Consider the following 17443-nt stretch of genomic DNA (forward strand, 5'->3'; position numbering starts at 1 on the left):
AACTCAGCGGGCCCAGATCAATGGACCGCTGCCATGTCGCGTACTGATGCCATCCTCAAGCGCCTTTCGGGGCTGCACCCCAAGCTGATCGACCTGAGCCTGGATCGCATGATGCCGCTGCTGGCCGATCTGGGCAATCCGCAGGAGCATCTGCCGCCGGTGATCCATGTGGCCGGGACCAATGCCAAGGGCTCGACCATCGCCTATCTGCGGGCGTTCCTCGAAGCGGCCGGCCAGAGCGTGCACGTCTATAATTCCCCCCATCTGGTGCGCTTCAACGAGCGCATTCGCCTGGGCGGAAAGCTGGTGGATACGCGCCGGCTCAATGCGACGCTGGAGCGGGTCGAGGCGGTCAATGCGGGGCGCTCGATCACCTTTTTCGAGGTGACCACGGTGGCCGCCATGCTGCTCTATGCCGAGACCAAGGCCGACTATCTACTGCTCGAAACCGGCATGGGCGGCACCTATGACACCACCAATGTGGTCAAGCATCCGCTGGGCGTGATCATCACCCCGGTCGATCTCGACCACCAGGGCTTCCTGGGCAAGACCATTGCCGAGATCGCGGTGAACAAGGCCGGCATTCTCAAACGCGGCAGCAAGGCGGTCATCGGGCTGCAGCAGCCGGAGGGCCGTGCCGTGATCGAACGGACAGCGCATCGGCTGGGCGTGCGGCCGATCTGGCAGGGCGAGGATTTCCATGGCCAGTCCCAGGACGGGCGGCTGGTCTTTTCGGACGAGGACGGGCTGCTCGACCTGCCGCCACCGGCGCTGATCGGCGGGCACCAGTTCCACAATGCGGCGCTGGCCATTGCCGCCACGCGGCATTTCGGGCTGCCGGTGAGCGACGCCGATATCGCCACGGGCCTGCGCCAAGTGGTGTGGCCGGCGCGGATGATGCCGCTACATGGAAAGCTGCGCGACATGCTGCATGCCGGCAGCGAACTGTGGCTGGATGGCGGGCACAATGTGCATGGCGCCACGGCACTGGCGGCGGCGATTGCCGAGATGAACCGCACGCGATCGGCGCCGCTGGTGCTGATCATGGGCATGATGAACACGCGCAATCCCGGCGATTTCCTGATGCCCTTCGCCGGGCAGGTGCAGCAGATCTATACGCTGACCGTGCCAGGCGAGCCCAATGCACACAAGGCCGATGACATCGCCAGCGCGGCACGGGCCAGGGGCTTTGCAGCAGCGCCGAAGCGCTCGATCCTGTCGGCACTCAAGGCGGCGGCCGAGGTGCCCAATGCCCGCGTGCTGATCTGTGGTTCGCTCTATCTGGCCGGCGACGTGCTGGCCAAGAACCAGACGCCGCCGGACTGATGGCGCGGCCCGCTCAGTAGCGGGCCTGATCGCTGCCGCAGAAGGGGTCGACGGGGCTGGTGCCAGCAAAGGGCGTGCGGCCCAGCAGGGCATTGACAACGGCCGCCTGGATGGCTTCCGAAGAGCCATAGGCGTTGACATAGGTGGGCACGCGCGGGGCGTCGTAGAGATAATAGGGATAGCCCAGCGACACCATCAGGGTCGGCAGATCGTGCCAATAGCGGCGCATGCCGCCAAAGACCGAGCCGGTGAGCTTGACCCAATCAAGGAAAATGCGGCTGCGGGTGAGCGTGGTCTCTTCGGCGAAGAGATAGAGCACCAGATCGTAATCGGTCGGCTTGATCTCGAGGTCCGGGGTGAAGAGCGTCACCTCAAAGCCCTCGGCAGAGAGCCGGTCGGGCAGGCTCAGCGGCAAGGGATGGGGCACGAAGGGGACGACGGCGCCGCCCGAGAACACCAGCACGCGGCGATGCTGCAGCGGGGACAGCGGCAGCAGGCCCTGGACATCCTTGACCAGGGTGGGGACGCGGGCAGTGACGGCCTTGGCGGTGGCCAGATGGGCGTCGGAGGCGACGAGGCCGGCGACGGATTCGAGGGTCGGCGCCTCGGGCGCGGCATGCAGGCCCAGATGGGCCTTGAGGGCCAGTACGCGGGTGACGGCCTCGTCGACCCGATCCTGGTTGAGGCGGCCATCGGCCACGGCCTTGACCAGGCGCATCAGGTCGGCATTGGGATCGTCGCTGAACAGGATGACGTCGCAGCCCGCGATGATGACTTCGGGCAGGGTCTGGTCGCGCGGGCCCCAATCGCCCATGCCAGCCATGGGCGTGGCATCGGAGACGATCAGGCCATTAAAGCCCAGTTCGCGGCGCAGCAGATCGTGATTGAGCAGGCGCGACAGCGAGGCGGGGCGATAGGCCTCGGCGCCGCAATCGGGATCGATGGCGCGGGCATAGGCCGGCAGCGCGATATGGGCGGACATGATGGAGAGCACGCCGGCATCGATGGCCTTGCGGTAGAGGCGGCCGAAATTGGCCTCCCAATCGGCCATGGAGAGCGGATTGACGGTGGTGACCAGATGCTGGTCGCGGTCGTCGAAGCCCTCGCCGGGCCAGTGCTTGACGGTGGCGGCGACGCCATTGGCCTGGAAGGCGGCGATCTGGGCCAGGGCGTGGCGCTCGACCTTGTCGATGTCGCTGCCATAGGAGCGGGTGCCGACAATGGCGCTGCGCCAGGCGATGTTGAGATCGATGACGGGGGTGAAGCTCCAGTTGAGGCCGACGGCATTGGCCTCGCGCGCCATGAGGGTGGAAATGGCGGTGGTGGCTTCGAGATCATCGACCGCGGCCAGGCCCAGCGGATTGGGCACGCTGGTGCCAAGCGGCAGGCTCATGCGGCTGCCTTCGAGATCGGCGCTGACCAGCAGCGGAATGGCACTGAGCGCGGACAGTTCGCGCGCCAGATTGTATTCGGCGATCAGATCGTCCGAATAGATGCGGGTGATGCCGCCCGGCTTGAAGCTGCGCACAGCCTCGATGGTTTCCTCGGGCGTGCCACGGGCCAAGAGCACAAAGAGCTGGGCCAGCTTGTCACGCGGGCTCAGGGCGTCGCGGGTGGCATGGACCCAGGCCATGGCGGCATCATCGAGGTGAAACGGCGCGGCGGCGAGATCGATGGGAGCCATTGGCTTCCTCCCCAGTCTTCTTGTTGGCTGCAAGGCTTAGCAGATGGCTGGTTGCAGCGGAACCAAGGCAATTATCCGGCAGAAGGCGCCAAACACAGAAAAGCACCGCCGGGTTGCCCCGGCGGTGCTCACAAATTCGCTGGCGCCCGAAGGATCAGGCGGCGTGGCCTTCGAGCCACTTGGTGAGGCCGGCCTTGGGCGTGCCTGCACCGATCTTCATGTCGGCGGCTTCGCCACCCTTGAACAGGATCATGGTGGGGATGGAGCGCACACCATACTTGCTGGCGGTACCCGGGTTGTCATCGACATTGAGCTTGACGATCTTGACCTTGCCGGCCAGTTCGACGGACAGCTCATCGAGCACGGGTGCGATCGCACGGCAGGGCCCGCACCACTCCGCCCAGAAGTCCACCAGGACGGGTTCTTTGGAGTTCAGGACTTCCTCGCCAAAATTGGCATCGGAAACGTGACTAGTCATGGGTTTTTGCCTTTTGTTTAAAGCGGCGGTCTGTGTGCGCCTAAAGCTGGGAAGAGTCCAGCGTGGGCGCAACAGAGATCACCGCATGGTGAAGCCGCGGGCGCCCGCCACCAACACATCTGATGGCAGATTCATCAATGATTCCAAACTCGTCCACAAAATTGCCGCCCGTATGACCTGACCGGGGAAAAGCTGACCTGCAACCAACGCATACAATCCGAGCTGGGTGATGTAGTTCCCCGGCACCTCGGCCACGGTTTGTGGCACCGACGCATCGGACTTGTAGTCGACCACCAACACCCCCTGTTCGTCAATCACCAGACGATCGATGCGACCGCTGAGACGAACAGGCTCGCCGTCGCGCAAAAGGTCCAGCGCAAAGGGGACTTCGGCGCGGCTCATGGGGCCAAACAGCCGCGCCAGCGCGGGGCGACGCAGGATGGACATGGCCTTTGTGGCCAGGCGCGGATGATCAGCGGGCGAATCAGGCAGCAGAGCCATCAGCGCCTTTTCGGCAATGGCTGGCCAGATGGCGCGGTCGAGCGTGCCCAGATGTTGCAGCAGGGCATGGAGCGCAATGCCCTCGCGGCGGGCGGCTTCGGCGTCGCGCAGCTGTTCGGCGAGGCTATCGAGCGCGGCAGTCGCGCTGGCGCCAGTGGCGGCCTGGGAGGGCGAGACGCGGGTGATCACCGGCGCCGGCGGCAGGGGCGGCAACACCAAGGGCGCCAGGCCGGCATCGGCCGTGGGCGCCGAATCCGGCACCGGGACTGGGGCAATGCGCTCACGCGGATAGATGATGGCGGTTTCGACCCCGGCATCGTCCGTCTGCGTCTCGGACAGGGGGCGGAGCGCGGTTTCAACGGCCTCGTACCAGCTGCCGGCCAATTGGGTGGCGGCTTCGGAACCGGGGGTCAGCGCGCCGGTGACATAGAGCTCGTCCTCGGCGCGGGTCATGGCAACATAGAGCTTGCGCCAGTATTCGCGCTCCAGATTGTCATCGACAGCCTGTTTAATGCCCAGCGTGGCCTCGACGTGATCGCCTTTGCCGGCGGCATGGACCAGCAGCGGGCCGGGGGCTTCGGCGAGCAGATAGACCGGCTTGCCGAGCATCTGCTTGCTGGGCTTGGTGGCCGCATCGGCGAGGATGACGATGGGGGCTTCCAGGCCCTTGGCGCCATGCACGGTCATGACGCGAACACCGGCGCCGGCATCGGGCAATTCGCGCTTGATGGTGCCCGAGCGCTGGCGCATGTCGGCGACAAAGCCCTGCAGCGAGGGCTGGGCGCCCTGCTCGTGGCTGAGCGCCAGCTCCAGCAGTTCGGCGACGATGTCGTCGACCTCCGGGCCAAAGCGGGTGTGGAAGCGGCGGAGGCCGCCCTCGGCATAGAGCACCTGGGCGAGGAATTCGAAGGGGCGCTCGAAATCGAGCTCGCCACGCCAGCGGGCCAGGCGCTCGGCGGCGGCGACAGCGGCGGGGTCGGCATGGGCGGCCAGCGCCTGCCAGAGCGTCTGGCGGTCGGCGCGCGGCTGCGCCACGGCAAACAGCAGGTCCTCATCGATATCAAACAACGGCGAGCGCAGCAGGGCCGCCAATTGCAGATCGTCAGCCGGATTGAGCAGCACATCGCAGAGCGCCAGAAGATCGAGCACGGCGATATGGCCGGTGACGCCGAGGCGATCGGCGCCGGGGGTGGGCAGGCCCGCCTTGCGCAGGGCGCGGATGACCTCCTGGAACACGGGGCCGCGCGACTGCACCAGGATCAGCACATCATCGGCGGTGACGGCGCGGCCACGGCCGGTGAGCGGGCGACGCGCATCGATCCAGCCGCGGATGCGGGCGGCAATGGCCTCGGCCACCTGGCGCGGGGCGCTGGGCTGCAGATCGAGCACGCTGGTGGGCCAATCGGCATCGGCCCGGGCCTCGCCGGGCTGCTGGATGGGCGGCCAGAGCGTGACACTGCCGCCGCGCATGGTGCGGGCGGTGTTGTGATGGACTTTTTCGGTTTCCAGCAGGGCCGCCTGGATGTCCGGGCGATCGCTGACCAGATCCACGGCCGCGAGGATTTCGGGCAGGGTGCGGAAGCTGGTGCGCAGCGGCACGGGCTGGAACTGCACCTCGGCCTCGCGGGCGCGCAACTGGTAGTCACCACCGGTCTGGCCGAAGAGGGCCGGTTCGGCGCCCTGGAAGGAATAGATGGACTGTTTCTGATCGCCCACGGCAAACAGTGAGCGCGGGCGGGTGACGGCCCCGGCGCCAGCGAAATATTCCTCGGCGATGGCGCGCACCACACGCCACTGCTCGCCATTGGTGTCCTGGCTTTCATCGACCAGGATATGATCGATGCCGGAATCGAGCTTGTAGCGGACCCAGTCGCCCGACTGGTTCTGGAAGAGATCGGCGAGGCGCTCGACCAGGTCGTCGAAATCTAGCAGGGAGCGCGCCCGCTTGGTGGCCTCGTAGCGCTGGCCGACGGCGGCGACGATATCGAGAAGGGCTTCGCTGCGATCGACCAGCGCGGCGGCGCTGCGGGCCGCAGCCAGGGCGGCGAGGCGCTCGGCTTCGGCCTGGAGCTGGTCGGCCAGATCGGGATTGGCCGTCGTGACCGCCTTGACCACGAGGCGAGACGGGAGCGTCAAATCCTTGGTGAGGAAGGCGCGCAGCCAGGCGTCGGGGGCAGGACTACTGGCATCGAGCGCGGCCAGCTTGTCCTCAAGGCTGCGATTGCCGCCCTTGGGCGGGGTGATGGCAAAGAGCGCCTGGAGGTCGGCCGGGCCAATCAGGCGCTCGCCAGTGATGGCCGCTTCGATCTCGTCAACGGAGAGGGTGGCTGCGGCGCCGATCAGCGCGCGCAGATTGGCCTTGGCGCGGGCGGGATCGGCGAGGACCAGCTTGAGCTTGCGGCCATCGGCCAGGGCCGCGTTGATGGCGTTCTTGATCTGATCATCACTCAGCGTTTCAAAGAGGGTTTCCACCGCACCGGCGACGCCCAGGCCCTGGGCCAGCACGGTTTCACGCGCCGCCAGCAGCAGGGCGGTGCGCTCATCGTCCTCAATGACGGAGAAGTCAAAGGGCACGCCGGCTTCGAGTGGGAACCGGTGCAGCACCGATTCGCAGAAGGCGTGGATGGTGACGATCTTGAGCCCGCCGGGGGTTTCGAGCGCCCGGGCGAAAAGGGTGCGGGCGCGATTGCGCAGGGCTGCGTCGGGCTCGCGGCCCTCGATGTCGCGCAGGGCCTTGTCGAGGGCGGAATCGTCGAACAGCGCCCATTCGGCCAGGCGATCGGCGACGCGGCGGCGCATTTCGGCGGCGGCGGCCTTGGTATAGGTGAGGCAGAGGATAGCTTCGGGCGCGACGCCCGAGAGCAGCAGGCGCAGCACGCGGCGGGTGAGCACAAAGGTCTTGCCCGAGCCGGCATTGGCCGACACCCAGATCGACCAGGCAGGATCGGCGGCCAATGCCTGGTGGCGGCTGGTGTCAGAGGGGACGACGAGGCGGCCGCGCTCGCTCATGGCTCGCCCTCCCCGCCATCGATGGCGGTCCATTCGGCCAGCCGCGCCAGATGGTCATAGGCGCCGGCAAAGCGCTGGCCGGGCAGCGGCAGCAGGCGGGCGGGCATGGGCGTTTCATGCATCAGGAAGAGCTCGACATGGCGCTGCATGCGCCGAGCGATCTCGTCGGCGGCAGACATGACGTCGTGCTCGTCATGGGGAATGAAGGGCTTGGCGGTGAAGGCATCAGGCCCCAGGCCAACCTTGATATAGGTGAGCGCCGTGGTGGGCGCGGCACTGAGCTGAGGGAAGGCGCCGGCAGCGGCCATCTGCGCCTCGAGCAGCAGTTGCGGCACCTCGAAGGCCTGCATGGCGCCCTTGGTGGGGGGCGAACCGGTCTTGAAATCGATGATCTCCAGCGTGCCATCACGCAGCGCATCGACGCGGTCGGCGCGGCCGCTGAGGGTGAAGGGCTCGGCCATGGGGAAGACCATTTCGCCGCGGATTTCGGCGTGGCGCTGGGCCACCATGGGCTCGCGGGCGCGCTCGAAGGCGAGGAACTGGGTGGCGGCAGTGTGGAAGCGGCGCAGCCAGATGTCGCGGCGTTCACCAATGGCATCAAGGCCGGAGAATTTGTCGACGGCAATGGCCATCAGCACATCGATGGCATCGGGGGCCATGACGTCATGCCCATCGATGACGAACTGGGCGAAAATGTCGTGGATGATGGTGCCGCGTTCGCGGCCGTCGGGCGTGTCGCCCAGCGGATCGAGCGCGCGCAGGCCCAGCACATGGCGGGCATAGATGTCATAGGGCGAGCGCATCAGCGTTTCGATCTCGGTGACCGAAAGGGCGCGCGGGCGGGTCGCCACGGGGGGATTGGGCGCCGGACGCGGGGCGGGCCGGGTTTCGGGCACCATATCGAGACGGCGGGCCTGATCGAGCCAATGGGCGCCCCGCGCAATCCAGCGCGCAGCCTCCTCGGTGCCGGCAAAGGCGGTGAGCCGCTGCAGCAGGCGCGAGGCGATGGCGGGGCTGGCGCCGACGCGGTCGGCATAGCTGAGGATAACTTTGGCATTGCCCAGGCCCTGGGCAAAATCGTGCGCGGCGAGGCCCTGCTTGCGTTCCGGCGGATCGAGCCCGGCGGCCAGGCGCATGCCGCGGCTGAGCCAGGGACCGGGATCGGCCGGCTCGGGCCATTTGTCCTCATTGAGCGCAGCCAGCACCAGCAGGTCCGGGTTTTGCAGGCGGGCTTCGAGCTGGCCCCAGATGGCGATGTCGCTGCGGCGCTCTTCTATGGTGCGGACCTGGGCGCCCAGCATGAGGGCACTGAGGACGCCATCGAGCTGGCGCGGGGCAAAGCTGTGGCCTTCGCCGGTGTGGCTGGCCATCTGCTGGGCCCAGTCGGCCAGTTCGCGGCGGCCGGGGATCTCGGCGCCATCGGCCACGGCATCAAAGGCGGCACAGAGGGCGGCGGCGAGGCTGCTGGCGGTGATGACGGGGGTTTCGAGGAGGCTGGTCAGCGGCGCAATGGCGGCGGCGATGGCGTCCAGGAGGCCGGTGATGGGGGCGCGATCCCCCTCGGACAGGCGGCGGGCCGGGTGGGTGATGGTCTTGTCGATATTGGCCGAGAGCGCAGCGAGCAGGCCCGCAAAGCCGGGATTGGGGCGCTGACCGCGCAAGAGACCCAGCTCGATATCATCGGCCAGGCGGGAAATCTCGGCACGGTCACGGCCGAAGCGGATGGCCCGGTTGCGCAGCAGCGCCATCAGGTGCACGGCGGCGATATTGGAGCTGGCCAAGGCCAGGATCTGGCGCAGCAGGCGCCCGGCCGCGGACTGGAACAGCGGCACGCCAGCGGCATCATCGACCACCACACCGAAGCGGCGCAGCTCGGCGGCAATGCGCCGGGCCAGGTTGCGATCGGGGGTGACGATACCGACAGTCTGTTTGTCGCTGAGCGCGGCATGGGCGGCGAGGGCAATGGCGCGGGCCTGTTCGTCCTCGGTGCGGGCGCGAATGATGGTGACGCCCGCGCCAGCCTCGGCCAGTTGCTCGGGCGTGAGGCGCTGGCGGTTCCAGCGGGCGGTGTCTTCGGTGAGCGCCAGGGCGCGGTGCACCAGCGTGGTGCGGGGATGGTCGCCCGGCGCCAGCTCGGTGACATCGCTGATGGCGGCACCCAGACTGCGCAGCAGGCGGGCGAGGCCATATTGCGGATGGCCATGCGGATTGCTGTCGGGCAGCAAGAGAGCCGCGTGATCGGCCGGGGTCATGGCGCAATCGAGCCCGGGCAGCACGACGGCGCCGCGCGGCAGGGCATGGATGGCCGCCAGGAGCCGCGCCGTGGCCGGAATGGAGCCGGTGGAGCCGGCGGCAATCACCGGGCGGTCCCGATAGACCAGCGGGGCGGCCATGGCCTGGCGGTCGAGCCGCTGGCCGCGCAGGGCGGCGGTATCGGCACGGGCGCCGGCCAGATGCTCGGGCCAATAGCGCAAGGCGATATCGAGAAAGCTGATGGTCTGCAGCCAATAGTCGCTGAGATTGGCTTCGAGCGATGGCGCGATGGCGGCAATGTCGGCCGGGCTGCGCTCCTCGGTCAGCAGATCATCGATGAGATGGCCGAGCGATTCGGCCATGGAGAGGATTTCGCCCGCTGTGGGGGGCGTGGAAAAGGCGCGCTGGCCACCCTCTGTATTGGCCCAGGCATGGACGAGGCGGGACAGCACCAGACGCCGCTCGAGCGCGCTGGCGGCCGGCAGCGGGGTCGGGGCATCAAAGGGCGGCAGGAAGGGCTCTTCGTCGGCGACTTCGCCACCAAAGGTGCGGATATCGGGCAGAAGGCCGAGGCCCCGGCGCGCGAATTCATCGGCCAGCGCCAGCTTGGCGCGGCGGGTGGGCAGCACGATGGTGACATCGGTGAGCCAGAAGGGCTGGCTGCGGTCGGCGCCGCCCAGCAGCGTGCCATCGATGATGCGATCGGCCAGGGTGGCGATGAAGGGCGCGTGCGGGGCGATGGAAAACAGCGTCATGGCGCTGTGGGGGCCGCGAGGGCGCTTTCGGCCAGGGCCAGCGCGGCGGGATCGCCGACATGGAACCAGGGGGCATCGAGCACCACACCAAAGAGGCTTTCGCGCGCCAGGCAGCGCTCGAACAGCAGATTGAGCGAGAAGGCGCCGTCGGGCGTATCGGCAAACAGGGGTTTGCCCATGATGGCGACGCCGCCATAGATCACCGGCGCGCCATAGTCGCGGGTGATGCGCCCATCGGGGGCGAGGCAGAAATCATGGCTGCGGGCAAAGCCATGGGCATCGCGCGGATGCACGCAGAGCAGAACGATATCCTCGGGGCCGGTGTAGCGCTTGAGCATGCGGGCGATGGGCTGGTCGCTGCCCAATGGCCAGAAGGCATCGGTGTTCATCACCACAAAGGGGTCGGAGGCCAGCATGGGCAGGGCCTGTTTGACGCCGCCGCCGGTATCGAGCAGGGCCTCCTCGCGGCTGAGCTTGAGCAGGCCGCCGAAATGGGCGAGCAGTTGGTCGGCGCGATAATGGGCATTGGCGATGAAGCGCTTGGCGCCCTCGGCCTTGGCATTGTCCATCACCCGCTCGATCAGCGGCACGCCGGCCACCGGCACCAGCGGCTTGGGCACGGTGTCGGTGATGGGCCGCAGGCGGCTGCCCAGGCCAGCGGCCAGCAGCATGACATCGGGGAATCGGCTGGTGTCGCTCATGGGCGGATATGAGCCGGAGAGCGGGCGAGTGGCAAGAGCGGCGGCCCTTTGCACCGACACCTCAGTCGACACCCTCCCCCTTGTGGGGCTTCGCGCCGTCCCGACGGGCGGATCACGCCAGCGGCGTGATCCGAGGCAAGAAGGCCATGAGGGCTACGCCCGAATGGCGGCTGGGTGGGGGTGGTTGGCCCCGATATCGGGGCTCTCGCACCCCCTCCCAACCTCCCCCATCAAGGGGGAGGTGCAGTCTGGTGTGTGAGGTGAGATGGAGGCCGCCCGTTAGGCCCGCAGGACGCCGCCGGTGGATTTGGTGACGGCGGCGATGATGGCGCCCGAGACCTTGTCGATGTCCTCGTCGGTCAGCGTCTTGTCGAGCGGCTGCAGCGTCACGGCGATGGCGACGGACTTCTTGCCTTCGCCAACATGGCTGCCGGCGAAGACGTCAAAGATCGTCACGTCCTTGATCAGCGCCTTGTCGGCGCCGCGCGCGGCCTTGAGGATCACCGCGGCGGTGACCGACTGATCGACCACAAAGGCGAAGTCGCGGCTGAGCGGCATGAGCTGGGACAGGGCCAGGGCCGGCTTGGTGCGCGTGGGCTTGCGGCGCGGCTCGGGGAGAGCATCGAGATCGATCTCGAAGGCCGCGACGGGACCGGCAATATCGAGCTCGGCGGCGAAGGCCGGGTGCAGCTCGCCGAACCAGGCAATGGTCTTGGGGCCCTGGGCGACGCGGCCACCACGGCCGGGATGGCTCCAGGGCGCCGGCTCGGCCAGGATCTGCATCTTGTCGATGTCATAGCCCAGCGCATCGAGCGCGGCGCCAAGATCGGCCTTGGCATCATAGACGCCGACCGGCGCAGCCTTGGCCGCCCAGTGGCGACCGGAACCGCTGAGACCCGCGCTGCCGGTGCGAATGCCGGTGGCATGGGTGTGCTGACCTTCGGGCGCATCGGACAGGAACACCTGGCCGACTTCGAACAGCGCCAGATCGCCAATGCCGCGATTGGCATTGCGGCGAGCGGCGGCGAGCAGGCCGGGCAGCAGGGAGGGCCGCATGTCCGTCATGTCAGCGGCAATGGCATTGGCCAGTTGCAGGCTCTCTTGGCCGCCGCCGAAGCGAGTGGCCTCGGCATGGCTGATGAAGCTCCAGGTGACCGCCTCGTCGAGGCCGCGCGCGGCCAGCGCCCGACGCACGATGCGGCGGCGGTTCTGGATGGCGGTGAGCATGCGCGGGGCGACGTGGTTGAGACGCGGCAGCGGCTCGACCGGGATATTGTCGACGCCCACCATGCGCATAATTTCTTCGACCAGATCAGCCTTGAGCGTGACGTCGGGACGCCAGCTCGGCACCTTGACCGAGAAGCCATCGCCCTTGGGCGTGACGGCAAAGCCCAAGCGGCTCAGGATAGCGGTGGCGACCATGGGTTCGACGGCAAGGCCGGTGAGGCGGGCCACTTCGCCGAGCGGGAAGTCGATGGTGGTGTTGGGATAGACATCCTCACCCGAAAACACCGGCTCCATGGCCTCGCCGCCGCAGAGCTCGAGCACCAGGCGGGTGGCCAGCTCGAGACCGGGATCGGTCAGGGCCGGATCGACATGGCGCTCGAGGCGATAGCGGGCATCGCTGACAATACCGGTCTTGCGGCCGGTGCGGGCGATGAGATCGGCGTCCCAGCTCGCGCATTCCATGAACACATTGACCGTGCCATCGGTGACGCCGGAGCGGATGCCGCCCATGATGCCACCCAGGCAGAGCGGACCGGTGTCATCGGCGATGACGGTCATGGTCTCGTCGAGGGTATAGACCTTGTTGTCGAGCGCATCGAAGCTCTCGTTGCGGGCATTGCGCAGCACGGGCTGGCCGTTGAGCTTATCGGCATCATAGGCGTGCAGCGGACGGCCCCAGCCGAGCGAGACCCAATTGGTGATGTCGACAATGGCATTGATGGGCCGCAGGCCAACGGCGCGCAGGCGCTGCTGCAGCCAGGCCGGGGACGGGCCATTCTTGACGCCCTTGATATAGCGGCCGCCAAAGCGGCGGATGGCCTTGGGTTCATCGGCGCCGAACTGGTGCGGCAGCGGCGCAATCGGGCTCTTGCCCTTGGAGGGCACCGGGCTCATGTCGGTCGATTTGAGCGTGCCCAGGCCATAGGCGGCGAGGTCGCGCGCAATGCCATAGACGCCGGTGGCGTCGCCACGATTGGGGGTGATGGAAATGTCGAACACCACGCCATCGATGCCGGCATAGGCGGGATAGCTGACGCCGATGGGCGCATCGGCGGGCAGCTCGATGATGCCGTCGTGATCCTCGGACAGTTCCAGCTCGGCATTGGAGCAGAGCATGCCATTGCTGACCTGCCCTCGAATATTGCCCTTGCCGATGGTCATGTCCTTGCCCGGGATATAGGTGCCGGGAAAGGCGAACACGGTCTTGAGGCCCGTGCGCGCATTGGGAGCGCCGCAGACGACGTCGATCAATTCGCCGGTGCCGGCATCGACCTTGCAGACGCGCAGCTTGTCGGCATTGGGATGCTGTTCGGCCGAAACGACATGGGCGGTCACGAAGCTCTTGAGCGCCTTGCCCTGATCTTCGACGCCTTCCAGTTCGAGCCCGATCAGCGTTAGCGTCGTGCCGATCTCATCGGCCGATGCGTCGGTATCGAGGTGCTCCTTGAGCCAGTCGAGGGTGAATTTCATATCTATCGCCTTTAGCGGAAGTCAGGTGTGCTGCGCGCAGGGGCTGCAGGGCATGGGAAAGCGGGCTTAGCTGCTCAGGCCGCCGAAGAGCGTCGGCAGATCGAGCGGGCGGAAGCCATAGTGGTCGAGCCAGCGCTGGTCGCCGTCGAAGAAGGCGCGCAGGTCGGGCATGCCGTATTTGAGCATGGCGATGCGATCGATGCCCATGCCCCAGGCAAAGCCCTGGTAGACATCGGGATCGAGCCCGGCATTGGCGATGACATTGGGATGGACCATGCCGCAGCCCAGGATCTCCAGCCAGTCATTGCCTTCGCCGATCTTGACCTCGGAGCCCGAGCGATCGCACTGCACGTCCACTTCCATGGACGGCTCGGTGAAGGGGAAGAAGCTGGGGCGGAAGCGCAGCGTGACATTGGGCACTTCAAAGAAGGCTTTGAGGAATTCCTCGAGCACCCAGCGCAACTGGCCGATGTGACTGGACTTGTCGATGACCAGACCCTCGACCTGGTGGAACATGGGCGTGTGGGTCTGGTCACTGTCATTGCGATAGGTGCGGCCGGGAATGACCACGCGGATCGGCGGATCCATGGCGGGGGTCATATAGGCGGCAGCCGGCTTTTCATTGGTCTTTTGCATGACGCGGACCTGCACCGGCGAGGTGTGGGTGCGCAGCACTTTTTTGACCCCATCGGCACCGGGCTTCATGAAGAAGGTGTCGTGCATCTCGCGCGCCGGATGCCCCTCGGGGAAATTGAGCGCGGTGAAGTTGAAATAGTCGGTCTCGATATCGGGCCCTTCGGCGATGGAGAACCCCATGTCCGAAAAGATCGCCGTGATTTCGTCGATGGTCTGGCTGATGGGGTGGATGCGGCCGCGGGCGGTGGGCGCGGGCTGCAGCGGCAGGGTGACATCGAGCGTCTCGGCCTTGAGGCGGGCGTCGAGGGCAGCGGCCTTGAGGGCGGTCGACTTGTCCTCGATGAGCCCGGCAATCTCGGTCTTGAGGCCATTGATGGCGGGGCCGGCGCTCTTGCGCTCATCGGGGGCCATGCTGCCCAGCGAGGCCAGCAGCGCCGAAACGCTGCCCTTCTTGCCCAGGGCGGCGACGCGGACGGTATCGAGCGCGGCCTCATCGGTGGCGGCGGCGATGGCGGCGCCCAGTTCGGCGCGCAGGGTGGCGATCTGGTTCTCGAGGGACATCAGAAACTCTCAGTGGGCCTTATCCTGCGACCGTGGTCAGACGCGGCCGTGGCAGGATCGGGGTGACCGACCTCGTGGTTCGACAGGCGCGCCATGAGGTCTAAAGGAAATGCAGTGGCTTTAGAGCAAAACAAAACGCCCCGCGCCAGCCCAAAGGGCGGCGCAAGGCGCTATTTTGACCTCAGCAGAGCTGGGAGTGTTAGGCGGTGACGCGGGCGTGGGTGACAGCGTCCACGCCTTCCAGATACGCCAGGGCAGCCTTGGCCTTTGCGACCAGCACGCCGAACGCTTCGGGCTGGGTGATCGCGAGATCGCTCAGCACCTTGCGGTCAACGGCAACCTCAGCCTTGCTGAGGCCGTCGATAAATCGACCATAGGTCAGCCCATGATCACGGACGGCAGCGTTGATGCGCTGGATCCACAGGGCGCGGAAGTTGCGCTTCTTGACGCGACGATCGCGGTAAGCGTACTGGCCGGCCTTTTCGACGGCCTGCTTGGCGATACGGATCGTCGACTTGCGGCGGCCATAATAGCCCTCCGCAGCCTTCAAAACCTTCTTGTGACGGGCGTGATTGGTAACGCCTCTTTTAACGCGTGACATGTGTCAGCTTCCTTTCAGCGTTAGCGGTTGTACGGCATGTACCACTTGACCAGACCCTCGTCGCCCTTGGACAGGATCTTGGTGCCGCGGTTGGTGCGGATGTACTTGGCGTTGTGGTTGATCAGGCGGTGGCGCTTGCCGGCGACGCCTGCCTTGACACGACCGGACGCTGTGAAACTGAAACGCTTTTTGGCGCCAGATTTCGTCTTCATCTTGGGCATTTTGCGGGTCCTTGTAAGAAACTTGGATGGATTGGGGCCCATCGCATTCAGAGATCGCCACGGCATGCCTTTTGGCCGGGCGATCCGGAGAAGTGGGCTCTATAGGGGCAATCCGCCCGGCTGGCAAGGGGCAGAACGGGCACCGAAGCCCCTCAGTTTGCAGGGCTCGTTCGGTTTTCTGCAACAGCGGTGAAACTTATCGCGGCCAGGCTTCGTAGTTTCCCATAGCTCGAGACCACAGCGAGCGCAAATTACACAAAGGAAGATATTATGAAGCTGTTCAAGATCATCGCCCTGACCGCCACCCTGTTTGCCGGCGTTTCGGCCGTCTCTGCCAGCCCCTATAATGTGATGGGCGGCGTTGAATCCCTGGGCGCCATCCAGGAAGCCACCACGGCCACCGTGCAGAAGCTCAATGGCGGCCAGGAGCTGTCGCTGCGTGGCGACAATGACATTGCCTCGGTGCAGGCCAATATCAAGAACAACAAGTGGCTGGTCGAATCCATCGAACGCCAGGGCTTTACGGTCGACCAGATCGTGGGTGTGAGCGGCGAGCAGAACAGCCTGACGCTCTACGCACTGTAAGAGCTTTCCACAGCGCCCTCCCCGTTGTGACGATGGCCGGCCCTTCGGGGTCGGCCTTTTCTATTGCAGGCGCGGTTCGAGATGATCCTCAAACAGCAGGCCCGGCCGGGCGGCCAGCGCGGCCGCATATTCGCCTTCCGCGACCAGCGAGATCTCGAGAAAGTCGACAAGCCCGGTGACATCGGCCTCGGGCAGGCCATAGGCACCGGCGCGCAAGCGATCGAGCAGCGTGGTCTTGGAGGCGATCATGCCGGCAGCGACATTGGCGCCATTGCTCATCGAGCTTGAGCGCTTGATATAGTCATGCAGCGGCGTGCCGAGGTGAAACGAGGCCGGCACGGCACGATAGAGCTGCAGCAGCAGTTCGAGATCGGTCATGTTGCTCATGGTCACATCATAGCGCGCATCGGTGCGCCGACGATCCCAGATGACCATGGAATCCATCGAGAGGCTGACCCATTTATGCTGGCCCGGCGTCAGGACGCGGTCAGGGCCGGTGCCGACAAAACGCAGATGGTCGAAGCTGTCGGTCATCACATCAAGCGCACAGGTGACAATGGCGTGATCGGCGAGAGCCGAGATGGCGCGTTCGAGCTTGTTGGGCTTGAAGCGGTCGTCGGCATCGAGAATGGCGACAAAAGGCGCGGTGATTTGCTCCAGCGCCACATTGCGGGTGCGCGAGGCGCCCAGGCCAATGCCACCGCTGGTGGTGTGGATGATGCGAGCATCGGCAATGCCGTGCTGCGCGAGAAAGCCGGCATAGTCGAAGCCATCATCGGCCACCAGCCAGAGCTGCCAATCGGTGTGGGTCTGGGCCAGCACGCTGCGCACGGTGGTGACGATCGTGGTTTCGGCCCGGAAGGCGGGGGTGACCACGGCAATGGTTGAGGACATGGGCAGAGCACCGGACTTGAACAGACTAAGCCCATGTCCCATATCTCTGGCAGACGCGCGGTGCCACACCAATCGGGCCGCGCACGATACGTTGCTTGATCTCAAGGACGGCCTGTATGACGCGCATATCGGTGTTTTCCGCCCCGTTTCTCCTCGGCTTCGACAGCTTCGAGGAGCGTGTGGATCGACTCGCCAAATCCGCCGATGGCTATCCGCCCTATAATATCGAGCGCCATGTGGAGGCCGATGGAACCGAGAGGTTCCTGGTGTCCATCGCTGTTGCCGGCTTCAGCGCCCAGGAACTGGACGTGACGGCCGAGGACAACCAGATCGTGGTGCGCGGCAAGCAGAAGGATGACAGCGGACGCCAGTTCCTGCATCGCGGCATTGCCGCGCGGCAGTTCCAGCGGGCGTTTCTTCTGGCCGATGGCATGATCGTGAAGGACGCGACGCTGGGACATGGTATGCTGGTGATCGAGATCGAGCGCCCGAAGCTGGCCAAGACCGCCCGCCGTATCGAGATTCGCTCACTTTGAGGAAA

The 17443-nt window shown here is 66.1% G+C and carries 13 protein-coding genes; 3 read left to right on the top strand and 10 right to left on the bottom strand.

The genetic code is table 11. From position 1 onward, the window contains the following. Nucleotides 1–33 precede the first annotated feature (33 nt). Nucleotides 34–1326 (top strand): folylpolyglutamate synthase/dihydrofolate synthase family protein, encoded by a 1293-nt coding sequence (locus E8M79_RS01955; protein WP_137150246.1) that lies wholly within the window; start codon nt 34–36, stop codon nt 1324–1326. Between the two features lie 13 nt (nt 1327–1339). Here E8M79_RS01955 and E8M79_RS01960 read toward each other — a convergent pair whose 3' ends face one another. The 9 genes from E8M79_RS01960 to rpmI form a co-directional block, all read right to left on the bottom strand. After that, nucleotides 1340–3010 (bottom strand): glycoside hydrolase family 3 N-terminal domain-containing protein, encoded by a 1671-nt coding sequence (locus tag E8M79_RS01960; protein WP_137150247.1) that lies wholly within the window; start codon nt 3008–3010, stop codon nt 1340–1342. 154 nt (nt 3011–3164) lie between these two features. Then, nucleotides 3165–3488, bottom strand: a complete 324-nt coding sequence (gene trxA / locus E8M79_RS01965; protein ID WP_137150248.1) for a thioredoxin — start codon at nt 3486–3488, stop codon at nt 3165–3167. 78 nt (nt 3489–3566) lie between these two features. After that, nucleotides 3567–6998, bottom strand: coding sequence for a double-strand break repair helicase AddA (addA, locus tag E8M79_RS01970; protein ID WP_171015670.1), 3432 nt, complete (start codon nt 6996–6998; stop codon nt 3567–3569). Beyond that, on the bottom strand, nt 6995–10006 hold the full coding sequence (addB, locus tag E8M79_RS01975) for a double-strand break repair protein AddB (RefSeq protein ID WP_137150250.1): 3012 nt from the start codon (nt 10004–10006) through the stop codon (nt 6995–6997). The genes addA and addB overlap by 4 nt, the downstream gene beginning before the upstream one ends. After that, complete coding sequence (locus E8M79_RS01980) at nt 10003–10707, bottom strand: nucleotidyltransferase family protein (protein WP_137150251.1); 705 nt, start codon at nt 10705–10707, stop codon at nt 10003–10005. The genes addB and E8M79_RS01980 overlap by 4 nt, the downstream gene beginning before the upstream one ends. 279 nt (nt 10708–10986) lie before the next feature. Continuing rightward, the gene (pheT, locus tag E8M79_RS01985) at nt 10987–13404 is read right to left on the bottom strand and encodes a phenylalanine--tRNA ligase subunit beta (protein ID WP_137150252.1); all 2418 of its coding nucleotides are present in this window, start codon (nt 13402–13404) and stop codon (nt 10987–10989) included. Nucleotides 13405–13470: 66 nt separating this feature from the next. Then, the gene (gene pheS / locus E8M79_RS01990) at nt 13471–14601 is read right to left on the bottom strand and encodes a phenylalanine--tRNA ligase subunit alpha (protein ID WP_137150253.1); all 1131 of its coding nucleotides are present in this window, start codon (nt 14599–14601) and stop codon (nt 13471–13473) included. A 199-nt stretch (nt 14602–14800) separates the two neighbouring features. After that, nucleotides 14801–15202 (bottom strand): 50S ribosomal protein L20, encoded by a 402-nt coding sequence (gene rplT / locus E8M79_RS01995; RefSeq protein ID WP_137150254.1) that lies wholly within the window; start codon nt 15200–15202, stop codon nt 14801–14803. A 20-nt stretch (nt 15203–15222) separates the two neighbouring features. Continuing rightward, nucleotides 15223–15423: a 50S ribosomal protein L35 gene (gene rpmI, locus E8M79_RS02000; RefSeq protein WP_137150255.1), complete on the bottom strand. Its 201-nt coding sequence runs from the start codon at nt 15421–15423 to the stop codon at nt 15223–15225. Between the two features lie 270 nt (nt 15424–15693). On the opposite strand from rpmI, the gene E8M79_RS02005 reads away from it, so the two are divergent. Further along, entirely contained in the window at nt 15694–16008 is a 315-nt protein-coding gene (locus tag E8M79_RS02005; RefSeq protein ID WP_137150256.1) for a hypothetical protein, read from the top strand. 60 nt (nt 16009–16068) lie between these two features. On the opposite strand, the gene E8M79_RS02010 is transcribed toward E8M79_RS02005, so the two are convergent. Then, nucleotides 16069–16902, bottom strand: coding sequence for a glycosyltransferase family A protein (locus tag E8M79_RS02010; RefSeq protein WP_171015671.1), 834 nt, complete (start codon nt 16900–16902; stop codon nt 16069–16071). Nucleotides 16903–17018: 116 nt separating this feature from the next. Between E8M79_RS02010 and E8M79_RS02015 the strand changes: the two genes are divergently transcribed. Continuing rightward, nucleotides 17019–17438, top strand: a complete 420-nt coding sequence (locus E8M79_RS02015; RefSeq protein WP_137150258.1) for an Hsp20 family protein — start codon at nt 17019–17021, stop codon at nt 17436–17438. Nucleotides 17439–17443: the final 5 nt, after the last annotated feature.

The sequence above is a fragment of the Devosia sp. FKR38 genome (genome assembly GCF_005222805.1).
GTDB lineage: Bacteria > Pseudomonadota > Alphaproteobacteria > Rhizobiales > Devosiaceae > Devosia.

Coding starts and splice junctions, on each gene's coding strand:
- E8M79_RS01955 (WP_137150246.1), top strand. CDS start 34: ATGTCGCGTACTGATGCCATCCTCAAGCGCCTTTCGGGGCTGCACCCC.
- E8M79_RS01960 (WP_137150247.1), bottom strand. CDS start 3,010: ATGGCTCCCATCGATCTCGCCGCCGCGCCGTTTCACCTCGATGATGCC.
- trxA (WP_137150248.1), bottom strand. CDS start 3,488: ATGACTAGTCACGTTTCCGATGCCAATTTTGGCGAGGAAGTCCTGAAC.
- addA (WP_171015670.1), bottom strand. CDS start 6,998: ATGAGCGAGCGCGGCCGCCTCGTCGTCCCCTCTGACACCAGCCGCCAC.
- addB (WP_137150250.1), bottom strand. CDS start 10,006: ATGACGCTGTTTTCCATCGCCCCGCACGCGCCCTTCATCGCCACCCTG.
- E8M79_RS01980 (WP_137150251.1), bottom strand. CDS start 10,707: ATGAGCGACACCAGCCGATTCCCCGATGTCATGCTGCTGGCCGCTGGC.
- pheT (WP_137150252.1), bottom strand. CDS start 13,404: ATGAAATTCACCCTCGACTGGCTCAAGGAGCACCTCGATACCGACGCA.
- pheS (WP_137150253.1), bottom strand. CDS start 14,601: ATGTCCCTCGAGAACCAGATCGCCACCCTGCGCGCCGAACTGGGCGCC.
- rplT (WP_137150254.1), bottom strand. CDS start 15,202: ATGTCACGCGTTAAAAGAGGCGTTACCAATCACGCCCGTCACAAGAAG.
- rpmI (WP_137150255.1), bottom strand. CDS start 15,423: ATGCCCAAGATGAAGACGAAATCTGGCGCCAAAAAGCGTTTCAGTTTC.
- E8M79_RS02005 (WP_137150256.1), top strand. CDS start 15,694: ATGAAGCTGTTCAAGATCATCGCCCTGACCGCCACCCTGTTTGCCGGC.
- E8M79_RS02010 (WP_171015671.1), bottom strand. CDS start 16,902: ATGTCCTCAACCATTGCCGTGGTCACCCCCGCCTTCCGGGCCGAAACC.
- E8M79_RS02015 (WP_137150258.1), top strand. CDS start 17,019: ATGACGCGCATATCGGTGTTTTCCGCCCCGTTTCTCCTCGGCTTCGAC.